The sequence below is a fragment of the Cytobacillus oceanisediminis genome, assembly GCF_022811925.1.
In the GTDB taxonomy this organism is placed as follows: domain Bacteria; phylum Bacillota; class Bacilli; order Bacillales; family Cytobacillaceae; genus Cytobacillus; species Cytobacillus oceanisediminis_D.
Window position 1 is genome coordinate 4,775,001 of record NZ_CP065511.1, and the last position, 22,244, is coordinate 4,797,244.

Below are 22,244 nucleotides of genomic sequence, written 5' to 3' on the forward strand. Positions count from 1 at the left end.
GAATTTCTCCGCTACCACACCTCATCCCCGCACTTTTCAACGTGCGTGGGTTCGGCCTCCATCCAGTGTTACCTGGACTTCACCCTGGACATGGGTAGATCACCTGGTTTCGGGTCTACGACCACATACTCATTCGCCCTATTCAGACTCGCTTTCGCGCTCCGTCTCTTCAACTTAACCTTGCATGTAATCGTAACTCGCCGGTTCATTCTACAAAGGCACGCTATCACCCATTAACGGGCTCTAACTACTTGTAGGCACACGGTTTCAGGATCTCTTTCACTCCCTTCCGGGGTGCTTTTCACCTTTCCTCACGGTACTGGTTCACTATCGGTCACTAGGAGTATTTAGCCTTGGGAGATGGTCCTCCTGCTTCCGACGGGATTTCTCGTGTCCCGCCGTACTCAGGATCCACTCTGGAGGAACGAAGTTTCAACTACAGGGCTTTTACCTTCTCTGGCCGGCCTTTCCAGACCTGTTCATTTACCTCGTTCCTTTGTAACTCCGTATAGAGTGTCCTAACCCCAGGAGGCAAGCCTCCTGGTTTGGGCTAATCCTGTTTCGCTCCGCTACTCAGGAATCGCGTTTGCTTTCTTCCTCCGGGTACTTAGATGTTTCAGTTCCCGGGTCTGCCTTCAATACCCTATGTATTCAGGTAAAGATCCTATCCCATTACGGATAGGGGTTTCCATTCGGAAATCTCCGGATCAAAGCTTACTTACAGCTCCCGAAGCATATCGGTGTTAGTACCGTCCTTCATCGGCTCCTAGTGCCAAGGCATTCACCGTGCGCCCTTTCTAACTTAACTACTTCGGTCGCTGATCGACTGCGGATCTGCGTCAGCTCTCGCTCCGCTCTCACGTACTGAAGTACGCTCCGGTGCTCACTCGGTCGCTTCCTTGATCTCCTTGCCGCTCATCGTCTTCATGGTTTGTGCTCTTACTTATTTTTAAATAAGAGAAAAAAACTAAGATGGCGATTACTCGGTTATTGCTTCTTCATTAACATTATCTAGTTTTCAAAGAACGAATCTATCATTGAGAGATTGGACTCTCAAAACTAAACGAACAAAACGCGTCACGTTTCATGTAAATATCCTTAGAAAGGAGGTGATCCAGCCGCACCTTCCGATACGGCTACCTTGTTACGACTTCACCCCAATCATCTGTCCCACCTTAGGCGGCTGGCTCCAAATGGTTACCCCACCGACTTCGGGTGTTACAAACTCGTGGTGTGACGGGCGGTGTGTACAAGGCCCGGGAACGTATTCACCGCGGCATGCTGATCCGCGATTACTAGCGATTCCGGCTTCATGCAGGCGAGTTGCAGCCTGCAATCCGAACTGAGAATGGTTTTATGGGATTCGCTTAACCTCGCGGTCTCGCAGGCCTTTGTACCATCCATTGTAGCACGTGTGTAGCCCAGGTCATAAGGGGCATGATGATTTGACGTCATCCCCACCTTCCTCCGGTTTGTCACCGGCAGTCACCTTAGAGTGCCCAACTGAATGCTGGCAACTAAGATCAAGGGTTGCGCTCGTTGCGGACTTAACCCAACATCTCACGACACGAGCTGACGACAACCATGCACCACCTGTCATCCTGTCCCCCGAAGGGGAACGCCCTATCTCTAGGGTTGTCAGGAGATGTCAAGACCTGGTAAGGTTCTTCGCGTTGCTTCGAATTAAACCACATGCTCCACCGCTTGTGCGGGCCCCCGTCAATTCCTTTGAGTTTCAGCCTTACTGTACTCCCAGGCGGAGTGCTTAATGCGTTTGTCGCAGACTAAAGGGCGGAAACCCTCTAACACTTAGCACTCATCGTTTACGGCGTGGACTACCAGGGTATCTAATCCTGTTTGCTCCCACGCTTTCGCGCCTCAGCGTCAGTTACAGACCAAAGAGTCGCCTTCGCCACTGGTGTTCCTCCACATCTCTACGCATTTCACCGCTACACGTGGAATTCCACTCTTCTCTTCTGCACTCAAGTTCCCAGTTTCCAATGACCTCCCGGTTGAGCCGGGGCTTTCACATCAGACTTAAGGAACCGCCTGCGCGCGCTTTACGCCCAATAATTCCGGACAACGCTTGCCACCTACGTATTACCGCACGCTGGCACGTAGTTAGCCGTGGCTTTCTGGTTAGGTACCGTCAAGGTACCGGCAGTTACTCCGGTACTTGTTCTTCCCTAACAACAGAGTTTTACGATCCGAAAACCTTCATCACTCACGCGGCGTTGCTCCGTCAGACTTTCGTCCATTGCGGAAGATTCCCTACTGCTGCCTCCCGTAGGAGTCTGGGCCGTGTCTCAGTCCCAGTGTGGCCGATCACCCTCTCAGGTCGGCTACGCATCGTCGCCTTGGTGAGCCGTTACCTCACCAACTAGCTAATGCGCCGCGGGCCCATCTGTAAGTGATAGCCGAAACCATCTTTCAGCTTTCCCTCATGTGAGGGAAAGAATTATCCGGTATTAGCCCCGGTTTCCCGGAGTTATCCCAGTCTTACAGGCAGGTTGCCCACGTGTTACTCACCCGTCCGCCGCTGACTTCAGGGAGCAAGCTCCCATCAGTCCGCTCGACTTGCATGTATTAGGCACGCCGCCAGCGTTCGTCCTGAGCCAGGATCAAACTCTCCATATAAGAGTTGATTTAGCTCATAAGTTGTCTTTTTAAAAAAGACTAAAGAATTAACGTTGACGTTTTTGTTCGTTCAGTTTTCAAAGATCAATTTCTCTTTGTTATATTTTACCTTATCGCTCAGAAGCGACTTTAACAATATAACATGTTATCCATTAGCAAGTCAACAACTTTTTAAAATCTTTTTTCTCTGTTTAACATGCCTTGTTGAGGACAAGAATTAATATACCATGACTTATTAAATGTTTGCAATATAATTTTTAAAAATGTTTATCTTTATATTTTCAGTGCACATTATTATAAATCTCTTCTCTATATAAATTGTTGTTTTGGAATCAATTTAAAAGACGGTACCTTTACGAAAACTTTATTTATTTTAATTGTTCTGTAGCCAGATCTCATAAAATGTGCATTTTCTTAACATCAAATTTATACGCATTTCACCTGAACTTTTGAAAATTCATTATATCAGTAACATATTATTCGAAATCTTCATTTCACATACCCACAAACTTATCCACCACTAAACACTTATTAATTCAGTTGTCAACAAAGTTATCCACATCACGTGGATAACTTTGTTCAGTTTTCCACACTTTTATAAGCTTCTTTTAACAATAATTAAATTTATACATAATTTATTGATTAGCCGTCACGGGAGTGAGAAAACAAGTTTAAATAATAACAATATAAAGATATAGTAATAGTTTTGGTTATTTTTCATAAAATCTATTAACTCTACTATAAACGGAAGGTGTGAATGACACTGGAAACCGCAGCACTATACCTATCAGTAATCATGGCTATATTTTTATTTGCTTACGCCTATTCAGAGGGCATAAAAATTGCAAATTCAGATGAAGAGGTCTATGGGGGCACCTTCATCTTTTCTGTTACAGCCGCATTTATCTTTTCTGCTCTAACCTACGTATTTAGATAAAAAAATCTCCCCATCCCAGGGAGATTTTTCTCTTATATAACTATAGATAGATTATCCATTTATCCGGAAACCGTTGTTTTTTTCTTCAATTCTTTCATCCGGATCCTTCTCTCATCTAATAAGAAGAGAGTTATTCCTCCAATTACGATTGTTCCACCGAGTACTTGTGTCCATAAAATCGACTCATCAAGCAAATAATAAGCTAGAATTGCAGCACCAACTGGCTCAAATAAGATGGCCATAGAAATAGTTGAGGTGCTTAGCCATTTTAGTGACCAATTAAATAATGTGTGTCCTAGCAGGGTTGGAACTAGAGCCAGCAATATAAAATATACCCAGTCACTGGTTCCATATGAGATTAAAGGTTCATTAACGATTAACACGTAGAATAACAATGTAACAGTGCTTATACTGTAGACAACAAAAGTGTAAGTAACGAGCGATATCCTTTTTCTGACGGTTTGACCAAACATTAAGTAAGCCGTTACCAGGGCACAGGCAATGATTGCAAGTATATCCCCGAATAAAGCGGTCCCGCTGATTTGAAAATCTCCCCAGCTGATAATAACACTGCCCACAATTGCGAAAAGCCCGCTTAATATTGCTTTCCAGGTAAACTTTTCTTTAAAAAAGAAATATGTGCCTGCAAATGCAAATAAGGGCTGTAGTGTTACAAGGACTGTAGAACTGGCTACAGAGGTGTAGTTCAATGACTCAAACCAAAGAATAAAATGAAAAGCAAGAAAAACACCGGCAACGATTGAATAGATCCAATCCCGCAGTGTAATAAGACGAAGTTCCGGAACATACTTTAAAAGAAATACAGGCAACATGAAAAGAACAGAAAATAATAATCTGTAAAAAGCAATGACTCCCGATGGGGCGCTGGATACCTTCACCAATATGGCTGAAGTAGAGACAGAAATGACGCCAATTGCCAGGGCAACATAGGGATTTATTTTTTTATCTGACATTTTTTAATACTCCTTGTTTCTGTTTCCTAATAATTAGGGTATATTTCATTTTACAACGTATAGTCAAACTTTTACTACGGTTTTATTTTAGCAGGATTTTAAAGATCATATTTTGGATATATAATACTTAAAAAAGCAGGAGATATTATGAGCAGTTTAGAGATAGAAATATTAATGAAGCTGGGTATTTCAGCAGTCCTGGGTCTTGTTATAGGCCTGGAGAGAGAATTAAAAAGAAAGCCGGTCGGCCTAAAGACCAGTTTAGTTATTTCCATAGTAAGCTGCCTGCTGACTATTGTGTCTATAGAATCGGCCTATATGTTTCCCGGTAATGATGACATCAACATAACGATGGATCCGCTCCGTTTAGCTGCCCAAATTGTTTCAGGAATCGGCTTTTTGGGTGCAGGCGTTATTTTAAGGCGGGGAAATGACAGTATTTCGGGTCTTACAACAGCAGCTTTAATTTGGGGGGCAGCAGGAATCGGAATTGCTGTAGGAGCAGGCTTTTATATTGAAGCAATGGCAGGAGTCGCGCTGCTTATTATTTCAGTAGAGGTAATTCCTCTTATCATGGGCATAATTGGCCCTAAACGCTTAAGAGAAAAAGAAATCAATCTGCAGCTGAAAGTAAGGGATAAAGAAAATATCGCTGACATCATCCCAGCGGTAAAAGACCTTGATATATCTATAAAACATATTCGCATTAAAGATTTAGAAGATGAACATCTGCATCTTGTACAGCTGATAGTTGCCGTCGACTATAAAAGAAGAACTACGGATGTTTATTACAGCGTTTCAAGTATCCCTGGAGTGCAGTGTATGGAAATCGATAGTATGCAGTAAAATTTTTTAATAATTCCTCTTGCAAGATAACTCCGATGTGGTTATAATTTTTCTTGTACCACTTCTCGGGGGATTAGCTCAGCTGGGAGAGCGCAACGCTGGCAGCGTTGAGGTCAGGGGTTCGAGCCCCCTATTCTCCATAAAACAAAAAAGCTGCAAGGCCTAAAACAGGCTTTGCAGCTTTTTTTATCTCATTAACTTGTTATTCCTCCACTCTTTCATCCTTCCCCGCCAGCCAAAAAGCCGCGGCAATGGAGGCAATGATCACAATAAACGGTGCATAAAACATCACAAATTCCGCCATAATTTCCTCCTATGCATGGTCATCTCTCTTCCCCTGAACATAGTCTTTATTGAACAGGAACAGTCTAAGCAGCAGGTAGAGGGACGGCAGGAGCAATCCCAGTCCTGCTATGAAGGCAATGATAAGGGCAATGGCCATAGCTTCGTTTGTAAAACCGTCATAAATGGTCAGGTATGGATAAAGCAGGTACGGATAATGCGAGATTCCGTAGGCAAAGAACGCCACTAGGAATTGGCCTGCCAAGAGCCCAAATGCGAGTCCATACAATTTACGCTTCCATATTAGATAAACAGTCCCGGCAAACAGGATGAACGAGATGCCGAACAGCCACCATAGGTCCATTAATCTGCTGAAATGCTCAGGATTGTGATTCCGCAGTTCGACAATAATGCCTGTCGCTGTTACAATAGCAGGCACCGCCCATATAAGAGCGTATTTTCTAAGCAGCTCTGTGGCCGGTTCATCGTTTGCTTTATTGGCATACCACGTCAGGAATACTGCTGATATATATAAAACTGCTGCTATACTCAGTACAACGATGCTCCATGTCAGCGGACTGGTGAACAATGCCCAATAGTCAAGCTCCAGCCCTGATGATGTCTCACTAACGAATCCGCCTTCTGATATGGTCAGGACAATGGACAGGGATGCAGGAATGAAAAGACCTGAAAGTCCATACAGGTAGGTCCATTTTTTTTGTCTTAGCCCGCCGTAGGTGGTAAAAGCGTAATAAGATCCACGGATGGCAAGCAGGACGACCGCAATGCTTGCCGGCACCAGCAGGACCGTTCCATAATAATAGGCTGTTTTTGGAAAAAATCCGACAATCCCTACGAAGAAGAACACCAGGAACACATTCGTAACTTCCCAAACCGGTGATAAATAACGCTGAATAATACGGGTTAAAATATGCTGTTTTCCACGGAAAAGACTGTATGCGTTGAAAAATCCTGCTCCAAAGTCAATAGAGGCAACGATGACGTATCCAAATAGAAACAGCCATAAGACGGAAATTCCGATAATCTCAAGCGTCACCGCTGATCACCCTCTTTCTCCAGCTCACGGTCGGCCAATTCCTGTTCGACCGGATTTTTGCGGAACATTCTGGTGAGGACAATGATGCTTCCAATTGCCAGCACCAGATATAATCCTGCAAACAGCAGAAGCATAAGGTCGACCTGGCCGCTTGAAGTGGCAGCCTCTTCAGTACGCATGATGCCCCTCAGAATCCACGGCTGCCGGCCCACTTCCGCAAACCACCAGCCCGCTTCAATCGCAATTATGGATAAAGGACCGCCCAGAACGATGAGCCACCGGAACCATTTCGACGTAACAAAGCGCATTTTAAACCAGGTGCCTAAGACATAGATGAGTGAAAGTGCCGTCATCCACATACCGATGGTCACCATAAGGTCAAACAGGTAATGGATATATAGCGGCGGAATTTCATCCTCCGCAAATTGGTCAAGTCCGATCACTTCGGCATTCGGATTGCTGTGCGCAAGGATGCTGAGTGCATATGGAATCTTAATTGCATATTTCACTTCGCCGTCATCAAGAACCCCATAGAGCATTAACGGTGCCCCTTCTTCTGTTTCAAAATGCCACTCGGCAGCAGCCAATTTTTCAGGCTGGTATTCCGCAAGGTATTTTCCGGAGAAGTCACCAATTACCGCTGTAGCGATCGAGAAAATCAATCCGATTTTCATTGTGAGCAACAATGCCTTCTTATGGTAGATATGATTCGATCCTTTTAGAAGGCGAAAAGCTCCTATTGATGCCAGGACAAACGCTGATGTCATATAGGCTGTTGAAAGCACATGTGCAACCTTCGTTGGCATGGCGGGTGTGAACATTGCCAGTATCGGGTTAATATTTACCAGCTGGCCATTCACAATGTCAAAGCCCTGCGGTGCATTCATAAATGCATTTACCATTGTAATGAAAATAGCAGAAAATGAAGCCCCAATTGCAACTGGTATTAATAAAAGCATATGCTTCTTCTGATTCTCAAACCGATCCCATGTATACAGATAAATCCCAAGGAAAATCGCTTCAAAGAAAAAGGCAAAAGTCTCCATAAACAAAGGCAGCGCAATGACATTGCCTGCTAGTTCCATAAAGTTAGGCCACAGCAATGATAGCTGCAGGCCGATGGCTGTCCCCGTAACAACACCGACAGCCACCGTAATAACAAAACCGCGCGTCCATCTTCGGGCGAGCAGAATATAATGTTCATCCTGTTTTTTTATCCCCACCCATTGTGCAATCATAATCATGAGCGGGATGCCGACACCAATGGTGGCGTAAATGATGTGGAAGGATAATGTCAGCTCAGTTAAGACACGGCTGAAAAAGACAGATTCTTCATTTCCCATTTAACATTCTCCTTTTCCTATCCTGCAAAAATGCGTCCAATAAAAGAAAGCCCCATAATGATAGCCACTGTAAAGGCAAGCCACATTAATATGCGTTCCTGTTTTTTATACATTCACTCACTCCTCTTGAATGCTCATTACATCACATTATTCCACAGTTTTGAAGAAAAAGCTGTGACACTAAAACAACATTTGTATGAGGAAAATATGAAATCTTATGTATTTCCTTTTACAATTCCCTATTCCCTTTTGAGAAGCAATTAAAACGAAAAGGACATTGGAATTTGCCAATGCCTGGTTCAACTAATCTTCTAACTTATATGTGTTTTACGTATAAGCAGCCCTTAAGGCAAAATCTCAGCTTTTGTTAATTCTACTCTTTTCCTCCATTGGGCAGACTCCTGTTTTTTCTAATTAAATTTTCTCTAAGCGGTATAATTTATACTTGAATTTGCCGAAAAAATCCCGGTGCATACACACCGGGCAAGAGTTATATATTTTTCAATGCTGTTTCTGCATCTTCTTCACCTGAAACCAGATCAAATGCGCGTTTATAGGTGTTCTCATTATCCAGGACAGCATAAAGAGTTTTAGCTACATCCTCACGGGGAATGAAGCCGCGCTCCAAATTTTCTGCTGCTTTGATTTTGCCGGTTCCCTCTTCATTTGTCAGGCCGCCTGGACGAACGATTGTGTAATTCAAGCTGCTGTTTTCCAGAATCCTGTCGGCATAATGCTTTGCAGCGTAATAAGGCTTGATCGTATCACTCCACTTATCGCGATTATTCGCCTGTATGGCGCTGACCATTACAAACCGGTCCACACCAGCCCTCTCAGCCGCTTCTATTGTTTTTACCGCACCATCTAGGTCGATCAGCAGAGTTTTGTCATAGCCGGTATTTCCGCCTGAACCTGCAGTAAACACAATTGCATCGCAGCCATTGGCTGCTTCAGCCAATTCATCAACTGTTCCTTCAAGGCTTGCGACTGCCGTCTCAACACCCATATCCTCAAACCGCCGGGCCTGCTCTTCTTTTCTGATCATTGCTCTTGCTGTATGTTTATCAGCTTCTTTAATAAGCTTTACCAGCTGCTTTCCGATTTGTCCGTTTGCTCCCACGACAAGAACTTTCATGAATACCTGCCCCTTTCTGTTTATGTGGTCTTAATTATTTCAAAAGAAAATAGCGATATCAATGAACTGTTTAGGACCCCATACGGACAATCCGCTTTTTATAAAGAGCCGCAATTGTGTTCATGATTAATACAGGGATCTTCTTTGGAAAATATCTTTTTCTGTAAAATTTATAAAATGCATGCTTCAAGTCGTCCCACTGTGTACAATTCTTCGTTTGTTTAAATCGGGCAACATCAATGATTTTAATATGGCCATCCTCTGTAAGAATAATGTTGCGCAGGTGGATATCCGAAGGGTTAAGCCCTCTTTCCCTTGCCAGCTTTAAAGCCTCATCTATTTGCCTGATTTTCTCCTCTTCTATCGGGACTCCTTTTGCAAGACATTCAAACAAAGTCAGCCCCTGTACATAATCAATTACAATATAGTTATCTCCAGAGCCGTATAAAGAGGGATAGTACGGATGGTCAGGCAGCGCCCTGTATATCTCCGCCTCTTCCCTGGCCGTTCTTTTAAACTCCGGAAAAAATACTTTTAATACAAGATTAGTTTCTTTTATCCTAAAAGCAAATGCACTTCTCCCTGCTCCTATAAATTCCAGACTGTCGTCCTTCTCAAGAAGTCTGGTCCAATTAAGGCTTCTGGAAAATTTCACACTCTCTGCAAGCTGCTGATATGGTTTCATCATTAAACCTCCCTTTTCCAAACTCTTCCTGAAAAATAAAAGGCACTGAACCATTTATTGGTCTCAGTGCCTTTTAAACAAAAGAGACCTTACCAAATAAATGGTAAAGGTCTCGCAAGCAACGTTGTGTTGCCAGTAAAGCCGGAGATTCATCATCTCGTATTGACGACTCTACTTAACAGCTACTCCCCTTCAGGAAAAATCCGAACTATTTTGTTAACTTAATTATATGATTCAATAATCCATTAGTCAAACGATACGTTCCTGGAAACTGAGTGGATACTCCCTAAGCGGCTTTTACTTTTCAAAAATAGAATTTGAAAGCAATCGGAAAAGGTAATCAGTATGATCACGGAAGCCGGCTTCAATGCCAATTAGTGTAACATCCTTATCCTGCTCTTTCACCATGATGGCCTGGCCCTGTGCAGCACTGCGGTTTTTCCAGTGTCCTGCTACGAAGAAGTCTTCTTCATCAGCAATGGCTGCTAGCACTTCATCATTCTCTGTACCTGTATACCAGACTGGACGGTAGACAAATCCAAGATCATCCCCACTGTATCCTGCTGATGCACCGGTGCCTTTATAATCTACCTTAATGATTCCGTTGCTGTTGGACCCGCCAGTATTGATCATATCATCTGTCAGGCCCAGAGTCTTTGTTGCACGGGAAGCACCGGCACCAACAGCTATATATTTTCCGCCTTCAGAAACGAATCTTTCCACATTTGCTTTAAATGCAGCCAGTTCTTCCTGACTTTCAAGGCCGAATTCTTTGTTGGCATTACTCAAATTCAGAGAAATTAAATTTTCCGTTCCGCTGTAAACAAAGACATCATGGGAAGCAAGGCCATTATTAGCGACTTCTGATGGAGACAATTCAGTCACACTAAATCCTAGCCTCTTAAGAGCCAGTTTGGTGCCAGAGTGTGATTGCGCTTTGTTCATCCCTCCATCCTTTAATATGGCTACACTCACTTTGTTAATTGCCTTTGCGTCTGCAGGCACTTTTCCTGACAATATATTTAAGCCGGAATCCTTTACGGCTGAGGAAATAACATTGGCTGATCCTTCAGCATAGAAGTTTCCTTCACTGTCGCGTTTAACCATAACCCCCTGCTCAAGAAGTTCGTTCACAAGCTGAACAGCTTTCACTGAGCTGTTCGGTATGATAAATGGCCCGTTTCCGCTTAGTGAACCCTGTTCTTTTACATTATTTATCTTTGTTACTGCTGCCTTTACATCATTTTGAACAGCGATTGCTTCAAAGCCCCATAGCTCCGGAAGACTCCAGGCGGAAATATCATACATGGCCGGTGTATCATCTGTTATATCCTCGCCATCCCACAGCATCGTGTTTGCCAGACCTGCTTTTGCCTGATCCATCGGAACGATGTAAGTGCCCTTTGGATATGACTTGCCATCTGCTGCAAATGCTTTTGATGCCTGAACAACCTCGATATCATTCTTAATTAAATGATTAACTGCCTTATTTACTGCGGTTGGATCTTCCTCATTCACTGGAAGAATATATGCCTTCGGGAAATGGCCTTCTTCATGAAAAGGATGATCAAAATTAATGCCGCGCTTGAACATTTCAATTTGATCTGTAATCATTGCTTCCTTGTTATCGGTTGAATATTTCAGTGCTCCCATTATGGCATTGTACATCCAGCGCACGCCGTCCTCGTCATTTGTCGGAGCTTCAAGCGTATGGCCATAAGCACCATGGTACATGGCATACATCGGTGTGAAAATTGGCGGATAATCATCCCATCCAGCGGAATCATCCCGCTGCGGAATATATGCGCCATTCATTTCTTTATACAGGGTGCCTGTGTAAAGAGCCTTGTCCTCCATAATTTCAGCTTCCATCGCTTCTGCCTGATGATTAGCCCATTTTTGATATAAATCATATTCATAGTTAGGATTATGCGGAGGTGTACAAGGTTCAATCAAACCCTGTTTGTTTGGTGCATAATTTTTCACATATCCGTGAGTATCCAGGAAAACCATCGGATTCCACTCTTTAATAAGGGAGACGGTTTCTTGCGTTTCAGGCTGTGATTGCGTGACAAAATCACGGTTCAAATCAATTCCTTCCCCATTAAAACGGGTCGCATCCACCCGGCCATCAGGGTTTTGGACCACGTTGAAAATAAGGATGTTATTGTCCAGAATCTCCTTTGTTTCCTTGTCATTCTGTGTAGCAAAACGTTCAATCAGCTGCATCACTGCATCGCTTCCCACAAACTCCGTTCCATGAATCGATCCATTGATCATGATTGGCACTTTAAAATCCGGATTATTCGCAATCCAATTCTGGGCTTTCTCCGGGTTTTTGAACATTTGTTTTCTTAAGGCCTGAATCTTACCGAACTTGCCCTGTGCACCCGGATCTGCAATAGTCACGACATATAGAGGATATCCATCCGCGGAAGTACCTTTTACCTCCACCTTCACTCTATTAGACTGTTTTTCAATTTCTGCAAGTTTGGTCCCTATTACTGAGAATTTCATAAAATCATAGTTTTCGCTATTGAATAAACTTCCATCCATTTCCTCTGACACATTAACATTGATCCACTTGGGGCTGATCGCATGAGCAGCACTTAAAGGAACAGATGCCAAAATCCCCGCTGCCAAAATTCCAGATAAAGCTTTCTTTTTATTCATTATGTACCTCCAGATGCATTAGTTTGTATATTTATGAGATGAAGTTTATTTTAATTCAATTTGTTCAATTGTGGCAATGCTACTATTTTACTAAAATAGTCTATTTAAAAAGAAAAGAGGGACCAAGAAATGATCCCTTTTATTTACCTACTTAAATGCTTTAACTCCACCTTGCAGAGGAAGCAATATATGGCTTCTTTCCGGATCAATGGTTATCTTCGTGTCCGACTTTGGTCTAATAGTATAGTTATAATCACTAGATAGAACGACGACCCCCAGACGATCACCTTCTTTAAATACATAATCATCAGGCTGCATATCCCATGTAAAAGTATATTCACGGTCCGGTGTAAGCCCTGAAGATCTATTTTCACTGTGAATGTTTTGCGGATCCATCCACCCTCTAGTAACAATTTCCGGCTTTCCTTCCCCATATTTAACAAGGAGGGCTGTTAAGTTGGCTGTTTTCCGATCAATGCTAGCCCGAATTTGAATTTCCGGGGTTCCGCTCATGCGAATATCTTTTTCTAAAGGCGGAGTCAAATAGACGAGCCTATTAGCTAATGAAGCATCAGGATCCATAGCCAATTCTTCAGCCTTGATTGTGGCATCATCCACAAAATGCTGATCCTCCTTATTCTTGTTCGGTACAGGCTGCAGTTCTAAGCTGCCGCCTCCATCGGAAGCCGGCTTAAAATGCAATTTTGCATCAGAGGTTCCCTTAGCCGGCCAGTTTGCCTCTGTATACCATGTCTTATTCTCCCTCTGGATGTCAACCATTGGTTCATCCATGACATCATTTTTAATATCATATAGCCAGTAATCAAACCATTTATTTAAAGTAGGGAGCCATACATCGCGCCTGAAGCTGTAGGGGCTGGAATGGCCGCCTTGATGAAGCCACATTTTTCTGGGAACATCATTCTCGCCAAGCGCTTGCCACCAATCTGAAAAATGCTTTGTTTTAACATTCCAGTCATTTAACCCATGGACAATAAAGACACTTGCTTCAACCTGATCAGCATCCTTTGTATAATCTCTTTTACTCCAGAATTCATTGTAATCCCCGGTTTCCCTGTCCTGGCCTTCCGTTAATCCTTTTATGACATTGCTGCACGCTTCAGGGTTTTGCCTCGTTAAAATGGCTTCAGCCATATTATCCGCATCTTCACCCTGGTATCCGCCTGGCGCAATCACAGCACCGTTTGAACGATAATAGTCATACCAGCTGCTTATGGCCGCTATTGGCACAATCGTTTTCAGGCCTTCAACTCCTGTTGCAGCCACAGCATTAGGAAGTGTTCCATTATAAGATACTCCTGTCATCCCCACATTCCCTGTTGACCAATCAGCTTGTATTTCCTGTCCCTCTGCATTAAAAGCTTTCGTTCTGCCATTCAGCCAATCGATTACAGCACGTGTTCCAAGTATCTCATGCTCATCGCCGGTTGTAGGACATCCATCCGACAAGCCTGTCCCTACACTTTCTGCAAGAACAACCGCGTAACCTCTTGGTACAAAATAGTCATCATAATAACCTGGGAGATTTGCCTGCGGGTTCCCTTTTTCACCTTTACTTTTCCCTTTCTTCGGCACAGAGTTCAGTTCTACATCCACGTCATAAACCGGGACACCTTTAATTCCAGAACGGTAAGGACTCATTTCATAAATAACAGGAACCTTTAAACCTTCCTCTGTTTCCTTTGGCCTGATAATATCAGCACGTATTCGATCCAGTTTTCCATCTCCATCACTGTCAGTTGCTGTTTCAACAAATACTCTTTCGACAATGGCATCATCCAGAGAAAAAATGGGCTGTGTCATGCCATTTTCGACTTTAATCCGAGATTCAGCCGAGGCCATGCTGCTTTGGCTGTCTTTACCTGCTGCAGGCAATACCCCTCCGGCAATTAGCGGGAAAGCGATAACTGAGGTTATGAACACTTTTAATGCAGCTTTTTTCATAAAAATCCCCCTATACAAAATGATGTTATAATTTTCAGAATAAATTAAAAATGCTTAAGTTTCGATAGTCGAAAGACCTGTATTTTTTAAGTTGTATTTGATAATAAACTATTGGTCTCCTTCAAAGGTCATAATTTTACATGGCTAGTGTCTTGATTTGGTACTTTAAATCTACCATTTTTTACAATTTGGAAAGGTAAAGCCTTTCTTTTCTCACACATCTGAAAAATCTGCTAGTCTAATAGAATCGTTTTAACTCTTTATTAAAGGAAGCGAAGGTATGTAAGCGAATACATATAGCTGGATTACTAGTCGAGGAGGAATAAAAGATGAAAGTTGGAAAGAAAGCTTCTTCAATTATGCTTGCAGCTGTTCTGACAGCTTCAAGTTTGTATGCAGCGCCTGGTGAATTTGTGCAGACTGCTGAAGCAGCAGAAATCACAGCTGGAAACCCTGGCTCCAAAGCATTTGACCAGAAGGTAATTGCAAGGGTAGATGCAGTCCGAATGATGAAGGATGTCAGCTATTTATCCGAAACCATAGGGCCGCGGGTTGCAGGAACAGAAGCGGAAAAGCAGTCAGCTGATTTTATCCGCAAACGCCTTGAATCCTATGGCTACACAGTAGAAACACAAGAGTTCAGCATTCCGGATAAAATGGCTGGAGATTTGCACACTAGTGACCTGAAGGAAGTTCTTATAACCATTCCTTCCGGGTCAGGATCAACGCCTGAAGAAGGACTTACCTCTGAATTATATGATGCTGGATTAGGCAGGGCAGCTGATTTTTCAGAGGAAGCCTCAGAAAAAATAGCACTTATTTCACGCGGAGAGATTACTTTCTCGGAAAAAGTTACAAACGCAGTGAATGCCGGTGCTGCGGGGGTTCTAATTTATAACAATGCGGATCAGCCAGCACCCATGAATCCCTCAATTGGGGGCCCATATGACATACCGGTGGGAAGCATAACGAAGGCAAGCGGAGAAGCACTCCTTCAAGATGTTGCGGCACAAAACAAAACGGTAACGCTAACTGTCAAGAGCTTTAAAAACATAAAATCACAAAATATTATTGCCACCAAGTATCCTAAGCCTAATAAAGGCGGAGAAACTGACATTGTCCACATTTCTGCACATTTCGATAGTGTACCATTTGCTCCGGGGGCAAGCGATAATGCATCCGGAACTGCTGTTGCCTTAGAGCTGGCCAGAGTCCTGAAAAGCTATCCTGCTGACAAAGAATTGCGATTTGCATTTGTAGGTGCAGAAGAAATTGGTCTTCTTGGTTCTGAGTATTATGTCAGCCAGCTGAGCGGCAATGAAATAGAGCGAAGCATCGCAAATTTCAATATGGATATGGTAGGCACAGCATGGGAAAATGCAACTGCGATTTACATGAATACCCTTGATGGCCAGGCAAATATCGCAACAGAAACTGCCCTTGCCACAGCCGGGCGGATTGGCACCCCATCTGAGCTAGTTCTTTATCAGCGCGGAGCTTCCGACCATGTTTCTTTCCATGATGCAGGCATCCCGGCTGTTAACTTTATCAGACGTGAACCTGCCACTGCCAATCTTGAACCGTATTACCATACACCACTGGATTCCATCGAGCACATTAGTGCCGATCGGATGAAAGAAGCCGGGGATCTGATAGGCGCTTCGGTTTACAGCTTAATTCGAAAATAGGATTGACTTGAATCCCCGGATTTTCCCCGGGGATATTTTTTTTCGTTTTTTTACTTTCCAGCTATTTAGCATAAACGATGTGTTTACGTGCAAAATATGAGGGTAAACTATACTCGTTCTAAATTTCATGTTCAAATTATTAAGGGATTTACCGTTTAAATGGAAAAGAAATCGGGTAACATAATTGTAACATTACAAAAGAATTTACTATCTGCCCGATAGTCCTATATATCCCTAAAGGAGGGAGTCATCATGGATTTTGAACACGAGGCTGTCATACTAAAAAGAGAACTCTCCCTTCTCATGGATGAATATGAAAGGTGCGAGATTGACGACGTGAAAAATGAAATATCAAAGGATATTCAACTGCTGAGCCGTGCAATAGACGATATACTTAATTAAAGTATATGCTGGCATGGCTTTTTTTTATATTCTGTACAGCTGGCATTTTTTAGCAGTCAGCTGCTGAAACCTTTTGTAAATTAGGAGGGGTACTTTATGCCTCAGCACATCTATTACAGTTTCATACGTCTGCCCTTAGTAATCAGAATTCTGCTGATTGCCCTGATGGTGATCTTTCTTTTTGGCGGATTAATACATATTATTGAGCCCTCCTCCTTTCCGACATTTTTTGATGGAATCTGGTGGGCGGTTGTAACCGCTTCAACTGTCGGTTTTGGAGATTTTTATCCAAAAAGTACTGCAGGGCGCATAGTGGGCATTGCGCTTATTTTTACAGGAGCGGGCTTTCTGTCTACCTATTTTATTTCACTTGCAACAGCAGCAGTTACCCGGCAGAATGACTTCCTTGAGGGGAAAATCGAATATCGCGGTCAAAACCATATAGTTGTAATAGGCTGGAACGAACGTTCAAGGGAGATCGTTAATACTCTTGGAGGCGATGGGATGAACCATTCCATTGCTTTAATTGATGAAACACTAAGGTCAAATCCTGTTCCCCACAATAATGTACATTTTATTCAGGGACGCGCTAACAGAGATGATGTCCTCATGAAGGCAAATATATTTGATGCCCAAAAAGTAATCATAACAGCTGATCAGAACAAAGATGAACTGCATGCAGACATGAATTCAATTTTAACCTTATTGGCCATAAAAGGATTAAATCGGGATGTTCAATGCATCGTTGAAATATTAACTTCAGAACAGGCAGCCAACGCCAAAAGAGCGGGAGCTGATGAAATTGTTCAGACGAATGTCCTTACGAGCTTTGTCATGATTAACAGCGTTTCTTCCCAGGAGCTTGTTACTTCATTCCTTGATTTGCTGGGGCAGCTTGATAAACGCAAATTAACTTTTCAGCCTGCATCAGAAGATGTAGAAAATAAGACTTTTGCTGAACTTAGTGCCGAGCTTATGAAAGAAGGCATTCTGCTTTTGGGTGTTAAAAGAGGGGAAGAAACCCTTGTTAATCCTCCCCAGCCTTTTAGAATTCTTCAGCAGGATCAGCTGATTGTTATACTCGGTTAATCTTTTAATAAAATGGACTCCAGCTCTTCGACAAGCGCTTTGCCGAGATTAATGAATTCTTCCGGAAAACTGGCGTCCTTATCAACAGGCTCCGAGAATTGGTCGAAGGAGGCGCTGAAATTCCCTGTATAGGCGTGGTCATCCAGGCCGCGCTGGTACTTATGGGAAAGCAGAAACGGCCTGCCTATTTCCACCGTACAGCTTGGATCATCAAGCTGCCCATCAATCGCCTTAAATGGGACCCTTAAAAACTGATACCCCACCTCATCATCAATTTTATAATCAAAAGACCCGTGATCATAATCCCAGTTTCCGCCAATTGAATAGCCAACCGGCTTTAGAGCCTGCTCCAGCTTATATAAATCAAAATGCTTTCCTTCCACTTTTGAAGGTATCTCAATCACTGAATCCATCCCCTTTTACGCTTTTTGCTTAGTTTCTCCAAAGTAAGGGATATCATGAATGCGATTATCGAAGAATTATGCTTAGAATTAGAAGTTTCGCGGTTATATTGTTGTTTTCGCGGTTATTTGTAGAAATTCGCGGATATATCTGTTTTTTCGCGGATATATGTAAAATCTCGCGGATATATTAAAATTTTCGCGGTTAAACGGCATTTTTATCTTTGGATTAGAGGAGTTTCTTTCATAAAAAGGCAATTATTACTATTTAGAAAGGAGTGAATCTTTTTTTGATAATAAAAAATCGTTTAATACCTATCAGAATCCGACAAAATGAGGCCCTAATTAGGCGTATCCCAGCAGCTCATCCACAGAGACCAACTATTGAAGGTGATTTAGCTAAAAGAAAAGCTGGTTATCGAGGGGAACAGTCATTGGATTATTATTTAAGTCACCTACCTGATAAAGAATTTACTATCCTGCATGATTTAAGGCTTTATAGCGGATGCACTTATTTCCAAATCGACACCCTCATTCTTTCTCCATGTTTCGCTTTAATTATTGAAGTGAAAAATATCCTTGGAACGCTTCTATTCGATGAAACCTTCAATCAGTTGATAAGAACCAGAAATGAAAAAGAAGAAGGCTTCCCTAATCCTCTAATTCAAGCCAAACGCCAGAAAGCACAACTAAAAGCCTGGCTAATCCAAAACTTAGCAGTCGACATACCCATCGAATATCTAATTGGCATAAGCAGCCCCTCTACTATCCTGAAAACTTCTGCAAATCGCTCACATATTCCATTTCGCGTCATTCACATTGAAAACCTTATTGAAAAAGTAAAGATCTTTAAACAAAATTATCCAATAGAAGTTATTACATCCCGACAGATTAAAAAGATTTCGAGGGCACTGGTTATCAACCATATTCCTGGATTTATAAACGTCTTGGACCATTATAATATCTCTTCTCAAGAAGTTATTACAGGAGTGCAATGCCCAAACTGTCTTATTTTTCCAATGCGGCGTATCCATGGAGATTGGCTGTGCCCCCACTGCGGATGTAAAGATAAGAAAGCTCATCTGCCTGCTATCCAAGATTATCTTCTTCTGATTAGCCCCACTATAACAAACAAGCAAGCCAGAGTCTTCCTTCATTTAGCTTCTGAGGATACGACATTCCGCCTTCTGTCAGCAATGCCCAGTTCAGGCACTAAAAAAGGCAGAATATATTTTCTCCAATAAAAAAACGCCCACCCGCAGGCAGACGCTTCTCGCTATTACTTCAATCTCTTTTCAAGTTCAGCTTTTTTCTCTTCAAATCCTGGCTTTCCTAATAGGGCGAACATGTTCACTTTGTATGCTTCAACACCAGGCTGATCGAACGGATTCACTCCCAGCAGGTAGCCGCTCATTGCACATGCTTTTTCAAAGAAGTAAACCAGATAGCCAAATGTGTAGGCATCCATTTTTGGAATGGAAACGATCAGGTTTGGCACTCCGCCGTCTGTGTGTGCAAGCATTGTCCCTTCAAAAGCTTTGTTATTAACAAAGTCGACAGTCTCACCCGCAAGATAGTTCAGGCCATCAAGATCATTCTCTGCTTCTTCAATCGTAAGTTCATGGCGTGATTCTTCCACCTTGATAACCGTTTCAAAAAGGTCCCGGCGGCCTTCCTGCACATACTGGCCTAATGAATGAAGATCAGTGGAGAAGTTTGCTGATGAAGGGAAAATTCCTTTCTGGTCTTTTCCTTCACTTTCACCGAACAGCTGCTTCCACCACTCTGCAAAATATTGAAGTCCTGGTTCATAGTTGATCAGCATTTCAATCGTTTTGCCTTTGTTATAGAGAACATTGCGGACAGCAGCGTACTGATATGCTGCGTTCTCCTGAAGCTCAGATTTGCTGAAGTCTTCGCGTGCCTGTGCAGCACCGCTCATCATATCTTCAATGCTTGCACCGCTGACGGCAATTGGCAAAAGACCTACTGCTGTAAGGACCGAATAGCGGCCACCGACATCATCCGGAATAATAAATGACTCGTAGCCTTCTTCTGTCGCAAGAGTCTTCAAAGCACCTCTTGCTTTGTCGGTTGTAGCATAGATTCGTTTACGTGCTTCTTCCACACCATATTTTTCTTCCAGCATTTTGCGGAAAATACGGAAAGCCATTGCAGGCTCAGTCGTTGTGCCTGATTTGGAGATGACATTGATGGACCAATCTTTGCCGTCAAGAAGGTCCATTAAATCCTTCATATAAGCGGAACTAATATTGTTGCCCGCAAATAATACCTGCGGAGTGCCGCGCTTTTCTTTTGGAAGTGCATTATAGAAGCTGTGCTGAAGCATTTCAATAGCCGCACGCGCGCCAAGATAGGAACCTCCAATTCCAATGACGATAAGAACATCGGAATCGCTTTTAATTTTCTCAGCCGCTTTTTGAATGCGGGAGAACTCTTCTTTGTCGTAGTTTGCAGGCAGATCAATCCAGCCTAAAAAGTCGCTGCCAGCTCCAGTTTGTTCATGAAGGGAGTGATGTGCTACCTTCACGGCATCTTGCAGATATGTAATTTCATGTTCGCCAAAAAAAGGAAGTGCTTTTGCGTAATCAAAACGAACGTGTGTCATGAATGTCCTCCAATTTTTCTCAAATTTAAACAGCCTGCAGTAATTCTAGCTGTCATCCTTATACCACTTTAACGAAAGCCTCAAAGTTAATCAAGAATCATCCCCTAATGTAAGCGTGTCCAATTTTGACATATTTTTTACGCGCTAATGGTGATTGTCATTTTTCGGCGGAAAATGTAAAAGGACTCTGCTTTAGGCAGAGTCCAGCTTGGTATTATAAAGAAGCGCGGTAGATTGAAACCACGTCATCATGATTTAATTTCGCGAAATTGCCGAATTCACCGTTGACAGTCGCTTTGTCTGCCATCAATTCGATCTTGCTGTCATCGATATCATAATCAGCCAGGCGTGAAGGTGCACCAATGCTGTTCCAGAATTCACGAAGCTTTTCAATGCCTTCAAGCGCAGTCTCCTCATCTGTTTTTCCTGCCGGATCCACGTTAAATACACGGATAGCCAGCTGCTTGAATCGCTCAGGCTTCACGTTCAGATTATGCTTCATCCAGTTCGGGAACAGAATGGCCAGACCGCCGCCATGAGGAATATCATAAACGGCCGATACAGCATGCTCGATATTATGCGTAGCCCAGTCTCCCCGGTAGCCCATATTCAGAATACCGTTCAATGCCATTGTGCCGGAATATAAGATGATCGCACGATGCTCATAGCTTTCAAGGTCGTTAAGGAGCTTAGGAGCTGCTTCCATAATGGTAATCAGCAGCGATTCACACATACGATCCTGAAAATCGGTATTTTCTTCAAGATGGAAATAATGCTCCAGTACATGGGACATCATGTCCACAATTCCATATACCGTCTGATTCCTTGGCAAGGTGAATGTATTAACAGGGTCAAGGATTGAAAATTTAGGGAAAGTCACAGGACTGCCCCATCCATATTTTTCATTTGTTTCCCAGTTTGTAATAACAGAACCTGCATTCATTTCAGAACCGGTAGCCGCTAATGTAAGAACGGTTCCAAACGGCAGAGCTTTTGCAGCAAATGCTTTCTTGATAACCAGATCCCAGGCATCGCCAGCATATTTAGCACCAGCTGCGATAGCCTTTGTGCAGTCGATTACACTCCCGCCGCCAACTGCCAGCAGGAAATCGATATCTTCAGCTTTACAGATTTCAACGCCTTTGCGGACAGTGGAAATTCTTGGATTAGGCTCAACACCTGATAGTTCAAACACTTCAGCACCAATTTCATGGAGCTGCGCCTTCACTTTATCATATAAACCATTGCGCTTAATGCTTCCACCGCCGTACACAACAAGAACCTTCTTGCCATACTGCGGGATTTCAGTCTGCAATTGGGACAGCTGATCTTTCCCAAAAATTAATTTAGTCGGATTATAAAAGGTAAAATTTTGCATATCACCATCTCCTTTTCCACATCATTATCTTTCATATTTTCAGCTATTGCAAAAAGTACGATTCGAAAGGTGAACATTAGATATCCCGGGTTCTCAGATCATCTTTTTCATTATGGCTCTTAA

General features: G+C 42.9%; 17 protein-coding genes, 1 tRNA gene and 2 rRNA genes (1 of these 20 only partly in view). 7 read left to right on the plus strand and 13 right to left on the minus strand.

The features are described 5' to 3' along the window. Together IRB79_RS23975 and IRB79_RS23980 are read right to left on the minus strand one after the other, a co-directional pair. A 23S ribosomal RNA gene (locus IRB79_RS23975) occupies positions 1-808 on the minus strand (it extends 2,088 nt beyond the left edge of the window). A 294-nt stretch (positions 809-1,102) separates the two neighbouring features. Beyond that, positions 1,103-2,637: ribosomal RNA gene (locus IRB79_RS23980) — 16S ribosomal RNA — on the minus strand. The 16S and 23S rRNA genes sit together here, the layout of an rRNA operon. A 757-nt stretch (positions 2,638-3,394) precedes the next feature. Here IRB79_RS23980 and IRB79_RS23985 point away from each other — a divergent pair. Further along, positions 3,395-3,574: a hypothetical protein gene (locus tag IRB79_RS23985; RefSeq protein ID WP_243505624.1), complete on the plus strand. Its 180-nt coding sequence runs from the start codon at positions 3,395-3,397 to the stop codon at positions 3,572-3,574. 59 nt (positions 3,575-3,633) lie between these two features. Here IRB79_RS23985 and IRB79_RS23990 read toward each other — a convergent pair whose 3' ends face one another. Continuing rightward, complete coding sequence (locus IRB79_RS23990; RefSeq protein WP_243505625.1) at positions 3,634-4,548, minus strand: DMT family transporter; 915 nt, start codon at positions 4,546-4,548, stop codon at positions 3,634-3,636. A 147-nt stretch (positions 4,549-4,695) separates the two neighbouring features. Between IRB79_RS23990 and IRB79_RS23995 the strand changes: the two genes are divergently transcribed. Both IRB79_RS23995 and IRB79_RS24000 read left to right on the plus strand, forming a co-directional pair. Then, positions 4,696-5,394 carry an MgtC/SapB family protein gene (locus IRB79_RS23995; protein ID WP_206846152.1) on the plus strand — a complete coding sequence of 233 codons (699 nt, stop codon included), beginning with the start codon at positions 4,696-4,698 and terminating at the stop codon, positions 5,392-5,394. A gap of 67 nt (positions 5,395-5,461) precedes the next feature. Then, positions 5,462-5,534, plus strand: a tRNA-Ala gene (locus tag IRB79_RS24000). A 62-nt stretch (positions 5,535-5,596) separates the two neighbouring features. Here IRB79_RS24000 and cydS read toward each other — a convergent pair. From cydS to IRB79_RS24030, 7 genes are all read right to left on the minus strand, one after another. Next, positions 5,597-5,698 (minus strand): cytochrome bd oxidase small subunit CydS family protein, encoded by a 102-nt coding sequence (gene cydS / locus IRB79_RS28255; RefSeq protein WP_372530258.1) that lies wholly within the window; start codon positions 5,696-5,698, stop codon positions 5,597-5,599. A 9-nt stretch (positions 5,699-5,707) separates the two neighbouring features. Continuing rightward, the gene (locus tag IRB79_RS24005; RefSeq protein WP_243505627.1) at positions 5,708-6,733 is read right to left on the minus strand and encodes a cytochrome d ubiquinol oxidase subunit II; all 1,026 of its coding nucleotides are present in this window, start codon (positions 6,731-6,733) and stop codon (positions 5,708-5,710) included. Beyond that, positions 6,730-8,076 carry a cytochrome ubiquinol oxidase subunit I gene (locus tag IRB79_RS24010; protein ID WP_243505629.1) on the minus strand — a complete coding sequence of 449 codons (1,347 nt, stop codon included), beginning with the start codon at positions 8,074-8,076 and terminating at the stop codon, positions 6,730-6,732. The genes IRB79_RS24005 and IRB79_RS24010 overlap by 4 nt, the downstream gene beginning before the upstream one ends. 490 nt (positions 8,077-8,566) lie before the next feature. Beyond that, positions 8,567-9,211 (minus strand): SDR family oxidoreductase, encoded by a 645-nt coding sequence (locus tag IRB79_RS24015; protein WP_243505630.1) that lies wholly within the window; start codon positions 9,209-9,211, stop codon positions 8,567-8,569. Between the two features lie 70 nt (positions 9,212-9,281). Beyond that, entirely contained in the window at positions 9,282-9,896 is a 615-nt protein-coding gene (locus IRB79_RS24020; RefSeq protein WP_243509640.1) for a protein kinase family protein, read from the minus strand. Between the two features lie 297 nt (positions 9,897-10,193). Then, positions 10,194-12,569, minus strand: coding sequence for a M14 family zinc carboxypeptidase (locus tag IRB79_RS24025; protein ID WP_243505631.1), 2,376 nt, complete (start codon positions 12,567-12,569; stop codon positions 10,194-10,196). A gap of 147 nt (positions 12,570-12,716) precedes the next feature. Then, a complete protein-coding gene (locus IRB79_RS24030; protein ID WP_243505635.1) occupies positions 12,717-14,534 on the minus strand; it encodes a Xaa-Pro dipeptidyl-peptidase in 1,818 nt (605 codons plus the stop codon). A gap of 329 nt (positions 14,535-14,863) precedes the next feature. Between IRB79_RS24030 and IRB79_RS24035 the strand changes: the two genes are divergently transcribed. From IRB79_RS24035 to IRB79_RS24045, 3 genes are all read left to right on the plus strand, one after another. Beyond that, positions 14,864-16,222 carry a M28 family peptidase gene (locus tag IRB79_RS24035; RefSeq protein ID WP_243505636.1) on the plus strand — a complete coding sequence of 453 codons (1,359 nt, stop codon included), beginning with the start codon at positions 14,864-14,866 and terminating at the stop codon, positions 16,220-16,222. A gap of 252 nt (positions 16,223-16,474) precedes the next feature. Next, a complete protein-coding gene (locus IRB79_RS24040; RefSeq protein ID WP_175609186.1) occupies positions 16,475-16,624 on the plus strand; it encodes a hypothetical protein in 150 nt (49 codons plus the stop codon). Positions 16,625-16,720: 96 nt separating this feature from the next. Then, positions 16,721-17,713, plus strand: coding sequence for a potassium channel family protein (locus IRB79_RS24045; protein WP_243505637.1), 993 nt, complete (start codon positions 16,721-16,723; stop codon positions 17,711-17,713). Here the strand turns inward: IRB79_RS24045 and IRB79_RS24050 are convergent. Then, complete coding sequence (locus IRB79_RS24050) at positions 17,710-18,117, minus strand: YugN-like family protein (RefSeq protein ID WP_243505638.1); 408 nt, start codon at positions 18,115-18,117, stop codon at positions 17,710-17,712. The two genes, IRB79_RS24045 and IRB79_RS24050, sit on opposite strands and share 4 nt — an antisense overlap. A 287-nt stretch (positions 18,118-18,404) precedes the next feature. On the opposite strand from IRB79_RS24050, the gene IRB79_RS24055 reads away from it, so the two are divergent. Next, a complete protein-coding gene (locus tag IRB79_RS24055) occupies positions 18,405-19,358 on the plus strand; it encodes a nuclease-related domain-containing protein (RefSeq protein WP_243505640.1) in 954 nt (317 codons plus the stop codon). A 35-nt stretch (positions 19,359-19,393) separates the two neighbouring features. Here the strand turns inward: IRB79_RS24055 and IRB79_RS24060 are convergent, their stop codons facing one another. Both IRB79_RS24060 and IRB79_RS24065 read right to left on the minus strand, forming a co-directional pair. Next, complete coding sequence (locus IRB79_RS24060) at positions 19,394-20,743, minus strand: glucose-6-phosphate isomerase (protein WP_243505643.1); 1,350 nt, start codon at positions 20,741-20,743, stop codon at positions 19,394-19,396. Positions 20,744-20,957: 214 nt separating this feature from the next. Then, positions 20,958-22,121: an iron-containing alcohol dehydrogenase gene (locus IRB79_RS24065; protein ID WP_243505644.1), complete on the minus strand. Its 1,164-nt coding sequence runs from the start codon at positions 22,119-22,121 to the stop codon at positions 20,958-20,960. Positions 22,122-22,244 lie beyond the last annotated feature (123 nt).